A 10177-nucleotide genomic window follows, 5' to 3' on the forward strand; every position below is an offset into this window, starting at 1 on the left:
CGGGGTCAGGTTGCATTGGCCGCCGGTTTCACGCCCGGCCCGCGCATGATGCTGATGCCCAGGTCGGACAGGATGCGGCGCGTTTCGGCATCGGGCACGTCTTCGGCATAGACCGCGATATTCAGGGCGCGGGCGGTTTCCAGTACGGAAGCCGTCAATTGCTGGCTGCCCGGGCTTTGCGACATGCCTCCGACGAACCCACCTCCCAGCTTCACATAGGACAAGGGCAGGGTGTGCAGTTGCGCCACGGCGCCGAACTGCTGCGCCAGGCGGCGCACGCCGATATGCGCGCCGAATTCCGACGCCACGCGCGCCAGCGTGGCGATCTGCTCGTGGCATTCCACCAGACCGTGCGCATCGATTTCCAGGAATAGGCGAGACGCCAGCCCACGGTGTTCCGTCAGCAGCAGCGCCAATTGACGGAAGAATTTCTGGCCTCGCAACGAGGGCAGGGCGACCCGGATGGCCAGTTGGCCTTCGTGGGCTACCAGCCATTCCAGGCCCAGGCGCACGGACTCCAGATCGCAATCGGCCACCAGGTCCAGCCGCACCGCGGGCGGAATGAACAGGGTGGCGGGAATGGCGACTTGATCGGCCGCGGTACGCAGCATCAGCATGGCTTCCGTGCGGACCTTGCGGCCGTCGGCAGCCAGCAGCGGTTCGGTCGCCAGTTCGAACTGGTTCTTCTCCAGCGCAGTCAGGATGGCGTCCTTCCAGGCGCGTTCGCCGGATTCTGACGGCGACTGCATGTCGGTCGCGCCCGCGATTACGACCTGATCGTTGTTGGCGCTTTCCGCCCGCATCAAACCGAAGTCCAGGCGCGCAAGCACCGGGCCGGCCTGATTGCCCGAACCGTAGTCGGTCATGGCCTGCGCCCAGCGGCACAGATGGCCTTCACCGACCGGGATGCGCGACGCATGCAGGTCCGCGCGCAATTGTTCGGCGACCATCATCGCCTGCGGGGCCGCGCAGCCGGGCAGCAGCAGCGCAAAATCGGAACCGTTCAGCCGGGCCAGCAGTGGCGTGGCGACATTGAAGGTCTTGAGCGTGCCTTGAATGCGTTGGCACGCGGCGCGCAGCCATTGGTCGATGAATTCGCGGGGCATATGGCGGTTCAGGTCGGCCAGATCCCGCTGCCGGAATACCAGCACATGGCCGCCGGCGATGGAACGCGATGCCGACTGGCTCGTGGCGACGGCCGGTGCTTCCAGCGCGCGCCGGAATTCGTTGACGAAATATTTGCGGTTCGGCAGGCCGGTGACCGGATCCTGGTTCAGCTCCAGTTCCAGCGATTCGATCTTGGCGTTTTGCTCTTCGACGCTGGCATATACGCGTTCGCGGGTCTGGTTCAAGGCTTGCACGACGCCGGACAGCTCAGGCACGCGGGCTTCCACCTGCTCGGGCGGCGTGTCCTGGCCGATGCTGCGGACGTGGTCGCTGATTTCGCGCAGCAGGCGGTTCTTGATCCAGCCCACCAGCACAAACGCGAACACGGCCCACAAGACGCCCGCGCCCACGACCAGAGCGATCATCTTCAGGCTGCTGCGCCACAAGGCCTCCCAGGCATAGGCATCGTTGGCGATCAGGGTGACTTCGCCGATCTGGCGCCAGCCGTCGCTGACGGCATGGCTGGCAGGCTGCGTGTCCAGCGGGGCCAGCTTCTGGAACCAGGCGGGAACCGACTTCGGCGTGGCGTCCGACTTGCGTTCGATCAGCACCTTGCCTTCCGGATCGGCCAGGCGCACCAGCGAGAAATGGCCGCCGTCGTACAGCGCCGACACCAGCAATTCCTGAAGGACGGGGTCATTGTTGGCGGGTTGCGACAAGGACAGCGCCAGGGATACGGCGGCATCGGTGCTCTGCACCTGCAATTGGCCCGACAGGTATTCGCGCGCCGAGTTGACGCTGAGCGCCAAAGTGCCAAGCAGGATGACGCCGATCGCAAGGGTAACGCTGAGCAGTAGCTGTCGAAGTATGGACATAGTCTTGGTTCCGGCGGTCAGGGGCGTATGCCTTCCCGTTCCATGCGTTGAAGTAGATCACGCCAGCGGCTGAGGCGGTCAACCGGCGCGGCGGGCTTGCCGTCAACGTAGACGCCGTCGGCGTTGAAGCTGAAGACCGGCGTCAGGTCGCGACGCTGCGTCGCCGGAAGGATGGTTGAAATCAGGCTGTCCAGCACCAGCGGGACGGCATTCGGGGTTTCGTAGTAGCCCAGCACCATGTGGGCGACCTGGCTGCTGCTGGCGGGGCCGCCAACGCGCGCACGGACGTAGATGAATCGCAGCTTGTTCGCGGGGACACCCATCGACAGCAAGGTGAAGTACTTGCCGATCACATAGTCTTCGCAGTCGCCGGCGCCTTTGCCCAACGATTCCAGCGGAGTGGCCCAGTAGTCGGCTTGCCCCCAGATGGTCTGGTCTTCGCCTGAGAGTAGCGCGCGGTTCCAGAAGTCGTTGGCAAGCGTCAGCTTGTCCCGTTCTAGCGCCGGCGGCGGGTTGCGCAGCAGCTGCAGCCAGCTTCCCACCGATTTCGCGCCCTTTGCGCCATAGCGGCTGGCCGCCAGGCTTTGCAGCCGGTCGGAGCTGACCTCCAGGGCGAAGCTGCCGCCCCAGACGCAAGCCAGGCACAGCAAAACCAGTCGGCACAGGTTCAGCGAGCCGCGGAAACGGTGAGTCGAAGACATGAAACGGATTTTCACATTTTTCCGACTCTCGCAGGCGTGCCTGCATCAAAAATGCCTGCTGCCCAAGGGCAGACCGTTGCCGGCCTGCCCTTGGGGCACTACGGTTTAGCTGTGGTCGACGTTCAATTTCCCCTTTTGCAGCAGGTCGTTGATGATGGCCTGATTGTTCATCTGGCCATTGTTCGTCAGGTCCACGTTCTCCAGCACGATCTTCTGGTCGGCACCTTGGGCGATTTGGCCCTTGGTGTTGATGTCGATGACCGTGTTGTTGCCTTCCTTGTGGATGTTCAGGTACTGCGTCAGCGTGCCGTCCTTTTCGCCGACCAGCAGATCCTTCAGATCCAGGACGTCGCCACCGTTGGCAATGGTGTCGTTGGAGAAGTCCTTGATCGTGTCGACGGCGGGGGCGCCGACCGAACCCTGGTCATTCAACTCCCACTTGAACGTGTCGCTGCCGGCGCCGCCATACAGCGTGTCGTCGCCCTTGCCACCGATCAGCGTATCGTTGCCCGAACCGCCGTCCAGCACGTCGTTACCGGCGCCACCGTGCAGGGTGTCATTGCCGGAACCGCCATACAGGATGTCGTTGCCGTCATCGCCGTACAGGGTGTCGTTGCCGCCCTGGCCGTAGATGATGTCATCGCCCGTGCCGCCATGGACGGTGTCGTCGCCGCCGCGCGGATCGTCCGGCAGGTTGAACTGCGCGTGATTGGCCTTCAGGTAGTCGTAGATCTCCGTGCTGGTCGCCGCATGGCCGTTCTGGTAAGCCAGGAAGTCCTGCAGCGCCTTCAGGCCTTGGCCATCATGCGAACCGGCGGCGACATTGCCCCACGTGAGGTGATCGGTATTGATCGTGTCACCGAAGATGATGTCGTTGCCGGCGCCGCCGTTGATGACGTCGTTGCCCACCACGGCCGGGTCGTTGGTAATGTTGCCACCCTGCAGCGCCGCGGTCAGGTCCTCGGGCTTCAGCACGATATCCACTTGGCCGCCGGGGGCCGCCACGACATTGCTGGACGACCAGCTCGTTTGCACGATGTTGTCGATCTGGACCGTCGCACTTTGCGAGTTGTTGGTCGTGTCCTCCAGGTCATAGAGCAGGCGATAGTTGCCCGACCCCACGACGGCCGAAGATACGGACGTCGTGCCGGACAGCGCGGCGGTCGTGCTGCCGCCATCCACGTTGACCCACTTGCTGCCGTCCCAGCGCTGCAGCGTCCAGGTGAACTTGTCGCCCGTCGCGTAGTTGCTGGTGGTCACGTCGAACGTCACCTTGCCATATGCGTTGATCGTGAATGTCGGGCTGGCTGCCGTGGTGTGCGTGCCGCCCGTGGTGTCGACGATCTGCAGCGCGCTGTTGCTGCGCGAAACCGAACTGCCGCTGCCCGTGCCGGTGGTGGTCCAGCTGGACATGTTGCCCCAACCGTTATTCGAACTGAAGTTGGCAAGCGTGGTGTCCGAACCACTGCCAACCGGCGCATAGGCCGTGCCGCCGCCGCCCGTGTTGTCGAACACGCGCAGGATATCGGCGTTTACGCCCGGGCCGATGCCGATGGCATTGACCTGGCTGATGTTGGCCAACGGTTTGTAGCCGGACAGCGACTCGCTGATGGTCGTCGCGTCCGTCGAGCTGCCGGTCCCGCCCACGACGGTCTGGCCCAACCAGTTGGTCGTTTGGTAGTAGGTGGGGTCGCCATCCGTCAGGAAGAACGTCTTGTTCTCGTAGCCATTGGTGGCGGTGTTACCGCTGCTGCTCTGCTGGTTGAACCAGTTCACCGCAGTATTGAAGGCGGCTTCGTAGTTCGTGCCGCCGTTGGCGGTAAGCGCGTTGATGGCACTCAGCAGCGAGGGCAGGGAGTCCTTCGAGAAATTGTTGATGCTGATGTTCACGCCGCTGTTCGTCGCAAATCCGATGAGCGTGACGTTGATCTTGCCGTCGTGGCCGGCCAATTGGTTGGCCAGGACCACCAGGGCGTCCTTCACCAGCTTCATGCGCGACTGCTCGTAGGAAACTCCGGTGGCTCCGTTCAGGCCGTAGCTCATACTGCCCGAGGTATCCACGACCAGAGCAATGTTGTAGTTCTTGCCCGGCTCCACAGTCGTGACCGTGCCGCCCTTGTCGCCCAGGATGACGTCGTCGCCCGAACCCCCGCTCAACGGCGGGTTGGTGCCCGTGCCGCTGCCGGTGTTTTCACCCGTCACCATGTTGTTCGTGTTCAGCACGAAGTTGTAGGTGCCTGACGTATCCTGGCCGCCGTGTGCCGTGCCGCCGGTGTCGCGAACCTGGAATCCGATCGACGTATCCAGGCCATTGGCCGACGGGGTAAACACCAGCTTGCCGGCGGCGATATCCGCCGCCGAGACGGCAGTATTCACCGTCACGGGATTGCCGTTGAGCGTCAACGTGCCATCTGTCGGCAGGCGCGAGATGATCACGCTTTGCAGCGCGTCGCCCTCGGCGCCGCCATTGAAGCCGAACTCGGCAACCGTGAAAACGTGGCTGGTGCCGACTTCCACATTCGCGGAATTGTCGGCTGCGACCGGAGCGTCGTTCGTGCCCACGATCGACACCGAGATCGGCTGAACCGTCGTGCCGTCGCCGGTCACGACATTGAACGATTCGGAGAGCAGGGCGCCGGCGGGCAGGTTTTGCACCACCGCCAGGCTGTTGTTCAACGTGTACGTCCAGTTGCCGTTCGCGTCGATCGAGAACGTGCCGTACTTGCCGACCACATTGGTCTGCGCAATGACGCCGCTCTGGCCCACATCCGCGTCCACCACACTCAGCTTGCCGCTCGTGGACAGGCTGTAGTCCTCCGTCACCGTGCCCGAGGTCTGGCCGGTGATCACCGGCACGTCATTCGTGCCCGTGATCGTGACGGTGACGGGCAGGGTCGCCTTGCCGCCGTGGCCGTCATCGACGGTCACGTTGATGGTGTCGGTGACCTGCTGGCCTTCCTTCAGACCCTGGACATTGGCTGCATTGTTGTTCAGCGTGTACGTCCACTTGCCCGACGAGTCGACCGTGAAGGTGCCGTACGTGCCGGTGCCGTTATTGCTGACCGACCAGGTGTGCGTGTCGTTCGTGTCGACATCGGTCTTGGTCAGTTGGCCGTTTGCCGTCTGCGTGCCGTCTTCCTTCACTGCGCCGGTGGCGTTGCCAGCAATGGTCGGGTTGTCATTGGTGCCGGTGATGGTGACCGTGACCTGCTGCGTAGCCTTGCCGCCGTGGCCGTCGTCGACAGTCACGGTGATGGTGTCGGTCACTTGCTGGCCGGCCGCCAGGGCCTGGACCTTGGCGCTGGCGTTATCCAGCGTATAGGTCCACTTGCCCGTGGCGTCCACAACGAAGGAGCCGTAGATGCCCTTGCCGGCGTTGTTGAGCGTCCAGGTGTGGGTGTCGGTCGTGTCGACGTCGGTTTTGGTCAACTGGCCGCTGACAACTTGCGTACCGTCCTCGGTCACGCCGCCGGAGATGGTGCCGCCGATGGTCGGGGCGTCATTGGTGCCGGTGACGGTGATCGTGATGACCTGCTGGGCCGTGCCGCCCTGGCCGTCGCTGACGGTCACGGTGATGGTATCGGTCACCTGTTGGCCATCGGCCAGGGCTTGCACCTTGGCGTTGGCGTTGTCCAGGGTGTAGGTCCACTTGCCCGTATTGTCGACCACCAGCTTGCCATACGTACCCTTGCCGTCGTTGTTGACCGACCAGGTGTGCGTGTCGTTGGTGTCCACGTCGGACTTGGTGAGCTGGCCGGTGACGACTTGGGTACCGTCTTCCTTCACCGAGCCGGCGGCGACGCCGCCGATGGTCGGGGCGTCGTTGGTGCCGGTGATGGTGACCGTCACCTGCTGGGTGGCCTTGCCGCCATGGCCGTCATCGACGGTCACCGTGATGGTGTCAGTCACCTTTTGGCCTGCCGACAGAGCCTGGACGTTGGCGGCGGCATTATTCAGCATGTAGGTCCACTTGCCGGTGGAGTCCACTGCGAATGAGCCGTACGTGCCGGCGCCGTTGTTGCCGACACTCCACGTGTGGGTATCGGTCGTGTCGATGTCGGTCTTGGACAGCTGGCCAGAAACGGTGTTTTGCGCAGCGTCTTCGGTGACGGCGCCAACCGCGGTGCCGCTGATCGTCGGGGCATCATTGGTGCCGGTGATCGTGACGGTAATGGCTTGGGTAGCTTTGCCGCCGTTGCCGTCGTCGACGGTCACGATGATGGTGTCGGTCACCTTCTGGCCGGCAGCCAGAGCCTGGACGTTCGCGCTGCCGTTATTCAGGTTGTAGGTCCAGTTGCCGGTCGCGTCGACCGAGAACGAACCGTAGGTACCCTTGCCACCGTTGTTGACGGACCAGGCGTGCGTGTCGGTCGTGTCGACATCGGTGACTTCAAGCTTGCCGGCTGCGACCAGCGTGCCATCTTCCGTGACTGCGCCGTCAGCCTTGCCGGTCAGGACCGGGATGTCGTTGGTGCCCACAATGGTCACAACCACTTGACCGGTCGTGCCGTCAGCCGTCGTAACGGTGAAGGTTTCGGTCAGGGTCTTGCCCGCGCCCAGGCCTTGAACGGCCGGATCGTTGTTGGTCAGGTTGTACGTCCACTTGCCATCGGCGTCGATGGAGAACGTGCCGTGTTGGCCGGCGGCGTTCGTCTGGGCGACAAACACGGCTTCGCCCGCGTCGGGGTCGGTCACATCCAGCTTGCCGCCGGTAGTCAGCGCCAAGTCTTCCGTGACGGTGCCCTTGTCATCGCCCGGTTGAGCCGGGTTGATGATGGCGCCGTCATCGGTGCCGTTGATGGTGACGGTGACGTCCTTCGAGACCACGCCGCCGTTGCCGTCATCCACCGTAACCGTAAACGTTTCGGTGAACGATTCACCGGACTTCAGGCCTTGGACATCCTTGTTGGCGTTGTCGAGGTTGTAGGTCCAGTTGCCCGAACCATCGACCGAGAAGGAACCGTACGTCCCCTTGCCGCCGTCGTTGACGGACCAGGCGTGCGTGTCGGTGGTGTCGATGTCGGTGACGTCGATCTTGCCGGTAGCGACCAGGGTGCCATCTTCCGTGACTGCGCCGTCAGCCTTGCCGGTCAGGACGGGGATATCGTTGGTGCCCACGATCGTGACCACGACTTGACCGGTCGTGCCGTCAGCCGTCGTAACGGTGAAGGTCTCGGTCAGGGTCTTGCCCGCGCCCAGGCCTTGAACGGCCGGGTCGTTGTTGGTGAGGTTATACGTCCACTTGCCATCGGCATCGATGGAGAAGGTGCCATGCTGGCCAGTGGCATTCGTCTGGGCGACAAACACGGCTTCGCCCGCGTCGGGGTCGGTGACATCCAGCTTGCCGCCGGTGGTCAGCGCCAAGTCTTCCGTGACGGTGCCCTTGTCATCGCCCGGTTGAGCCGGGGTGATGATGGCGCCGTCATCGGTGCCGTTGATGGTGACGGTGACATCCTTCGAGACCACGCCGCCGTTACCGTCGTCGACGGTCACGGTGAACGTCTCGGTGAACGACTCACCGGACTTCAGGCCTTGGACATCCTTGTTGGCGTTGTCCAAGTTGTAGGTCCAGTTGCCGGTGTTATCGACCGAGAACGAGCCATACGTACCCTTGCCGCCGTCATTGACGGACCAGGTGTGGGTGTCGGTGGTGTCGATGTCGGTGACGTCGATCTTGCCGGTAGCGACCAGCGTGCCATCTTCCGTGACTGCGCCGTCAGCCTTGCCGGTCAGGACGGGGATGTCGTTGGTGCCCACGATCGTGACCACGACCTGGCCGGTCGTGCCATCAGCCGTCGTAACGGTGAAGGTTTCGGTCAGCGTCTTGCCCGCGCCCAGGCCTTGCACAGCCGGGTCGTTGTTGGTCAGGTTATACGTCCACTTGCCATCAGCATCGATGGAGAACGTGCCGTGTTGGCCGGCGGCGTTCGTTTGGGCGACAAACACGGCTTCGCCCGCGTCGGGGTCGGTCACATCCAGCTTGCCGCCGGTAGTCAGCGCCAAGTCTTCCGTGACGGTGCCCTTGTCATCGCCCGGTTGAGCCGGGTTGATGACCGCGCCGTCATCGGTGCCGTTGATGGTGACGGTGACGTCCTTCGAGACCACGCCGCCGTTGCCGTCATCCACCGTAACCGTAAAGGTCTCGGTGAACGACTCACCGGACTTCAGGCCTTGGACATCCTTGTTGGCGTTGTCCAGGTTGTAGGTCCAGTTGCCGGTGTTATCGACCGAGAACGAGCCATACGTACCCTTGCCGCCGTCATTGACGGACCAGGTGTGGGTGTCGGTGGTGTCGATGTCGGTGACGTCAATCTTGCCGGTAGCGACCAGCGTGCCATCTTCCGTGACAGCACCGTCAGCCTTGCCGGTCAGGACCGGGATGTCGTTGGTGCCCACGATCGTGACCACGACCTGGCCGGTCGTGCCATCAGCCGTCGTAACGGTGAAGGTTTCGGTCAGCGTCTTGCCAGCGCCCAGGCCTTGCACAGCCGGGTCGTTGTTGGTCAGGTTATACGTCCACTTGCCATCAGCATCGATGGAGAACGTGCCATGCTGGCCAGCGGCATTCGTCTGGGCGACAAACACGGCTTCGCCCGCGTCGGGGTCGGTGACCTCCAGCTTGCCGCCGGTAGTCAGCGCCAAGTCTTCGGTGACGGTGCCCTTGTCGTCGCCCGGTTGTGCCGGCGTGATGACCGCGCCGTCATCGGTGCCGTTGATGGTGACGGTGACGTCCTTCGAGACCACGCCGCCGTTACCGTCGTCGACGGTCACGGTGAACGTCTCGGTGAAGGTTTCACCGGACTTGAGACCTTGGACGTCCTTGTTGGCGTTGTCCAGGTTGTAGGTCCAGTTGCCCGAACCATCGACCGAGAACGAGCCATACGTACCCTTGCCGCCGTCGTTGACGGACCAGGTGTGCGTGTCGGTGGTGTCGATGTCGGTGACGTCGATCTTGCCGGTAGCGACCAGCGTACCGTCTTCCGTGACTGCACCGTCAGCCTTGCCGGTCAGGACCGGGATGTCGTTGGTGCCCACGATCGTGACCACGACCTGACCGGTGGTGCCGTCAGCGGTGGTGACCGTAAACGTTTCCGTCAAGGTCTTGCCAGCGCCCAGGCCTTGGACGGCCGGGTCGTTGTTGGTGAGGTTATACGTCCACTTGCCATCGGCATCGATGGAGAACGTGCCGTGTTGGCCGGCGGCGTTCGTCTGAGCCACAAACACGGCTTGACCGGCATCGGGGTCGGTCACGTCGAGCTTGCCGCCGGTGGTCAGCGCCAAGTCTTCCGTGACCGTGCCAGCATCATCGCCCGGTTGAGCCGGGGTGATGATGGCGCCGTCATCGGTGCCGTTGATGGTGACGGTGACATCCTTCGAGACCACGCCGCCGTTACCGTCGTCGACGGTCACGGTGAACGTCTCGGTGAACGACTCACCGGACTTCAGGCCTTGGACATCCTTGTTGGCGTTGTCCAGGTTGTAGGTCCAGTTGCC

The 10177-nt window shown here is 63.3% G+C and carries 3 protein-coding genes; all 3 read right to left on the bottom strand.

Going from position 1 to position 10177, the window contains the following annotated elements; genetic code table 11:
- Positions 1-5: 5 nt before the first annotated feature.
- Complete coding sequence (locus AC3WMU_RS29105) at positions 6-1982, bottom strand: bifunctional diguanylate cyclase/phosphodiesterase (RefSeq protein ID WP_280029136.1); 1977 nt, start codon at positions 1980-1982, stop codon at positions 6-8.
- Between the two features lie 17 nt (positions 1983-1999).
- Entirely contained in the window at positions 2000-2683 is a 684-nt protein-coding gene (locus AC3WMU_RS29110; protein WP_006223939.1) for a transglutaminase-like cysteine peptidase, read from the bottom strand.
- Positions 2684-2788: 105 nt separating this feature from the next.
- Positions 2789-10177, bottom strand: a 7389-nt coding sequence (locus tag AC3WMU_RS29115; RefSeq protein WP_492283350.1) for a VCBS domain-containing protein, incomplete at its 5' end; no start/stop codon positions are given.

The sequence above is a fragment of the Achromobacter sp. FW305-C-13 genome (genome assembly GCF_058783475.1).

Excerpts from the sequence above, each read along its gene's own strand:
- AC3WMU_RS29110 (WP_006223939.1), bottom strand. The coding sequence starts at position 2,683 with ATGTCTTCGACTCACCGTTTCCGCGGCTCGCTGAACCTGTGCCGACTG.
- AC3WMU_RS29105 (WP_280029136.1), bottom strand. The coding sequence starts at position 1,982 with ATGTCCATACTTCGACAGCTACTGCTCAGCGTTACCCTTGCGATCGGC.